General features: G+C 55.4%; 1 protein-coding gene. It reads right to left on the reverse strand.

Going from position 1 to position 1,013, the window contains the following annotated elements; translation table 11 throughout:
- Nucleotides 1-270: 270 nt before the first annotated feature.
- A partial coding sequence (locus tag NZK35_RS22800) for an IS66 family transposase (RefSeq protein WP_259634834.1) occupies nt 271-1,013 on the reverse strand: 743 nt, incomplete at its 5' end.

Here is a 1,013-nt window from a genome sequence, read left to right on the forward strand (position 1 = left end):
GTTGAATGACCTGGGGGACGGTGGTGTCGGACCATCGCTCGAACTGCGCATCGTCGAAGGATTGGATTCAGCTCTCCCCGCAGTCTGTCATGGGGCTTGCCGATTGGTTTACCATCAGCGCAGCATTCGACGTCGTTTCACCGGAATCGTCCAGCGAACGTGACTACAGGTGAGTCGCTCGGCTGAGAATTTCGCTCGCTGCTACTTCCGGAGTCGCAGCTTGTCTCTTCCTATGAAGAGGCGACACGATCGCCTGCACCGGCGTAGCCGCTACGCCGGTGCATAAAGCGAACGCAGTACTTCGTCCGGAGGCCGCGTGAAAAGACCGTAGTAGATGTCGCTGGCACGGTGCCCATGACGCCGCGCTGTCTCTGCAACGCTCATCAGATCTGCCATCCGCTCACCACCTTCCCGACTTCGGCTGCCGAAGCAGATCTTGCGCAACACGACTAATGGGCGAATGGCACGTTCTGCAAGGTTGTTCGTCGGCGAAACTCGTGGGTCGTCGATGAACACCAACCACTCTGAGAGGTGACGAAGAATTCGCCCTTGAAGTTGGATCGCTTTTTCGTCTTCGACATCAGTCAACGAAAGGCGTTCCAATTCGTTTCGCAACCACAAGATCTCTGACTCAAGTGCAGCTCCTTTTAGCTTACCGGCTTTTCGTCGGCGGTGGAGGCGAGTACCGCGTTTGACGAATTGCTTGATATCTTCAAAGAACTGATAGTCGGCTGATTCCGGAGCAACGAGCTTTTGCCAATCACGCGAGGTTCGAGCAAGATGTGCCAAACATTTTTGCTTCGCGCCAGCGACCTGAGCATTGTAGCCACCGTAGCAGTCCGTTACCAAAGTGCCGCAAAAGTCAGGGCCAAGAACGTCGCGTGAAACGAACCCCGCACGCGTCGTTTCAAAAGTGAAATGGATGAACTGTTCGTTGCCGTGTACCCAGAAGTAGGCGCGATCGCCGTCTAAGGTCCAGTAGGTTTCATCCGTATAGACTGGCCCGTCAGTGC

Origin of the sequence: Stieleria sedimenti (assembly GCF_025060895.1) — a bacterium.
Lineage (GTDB): Bacteria > Planctomycetota > Planctomycetia > Pirellulales > Pirellulaceae > Stieleria > Stieleria sedimenti.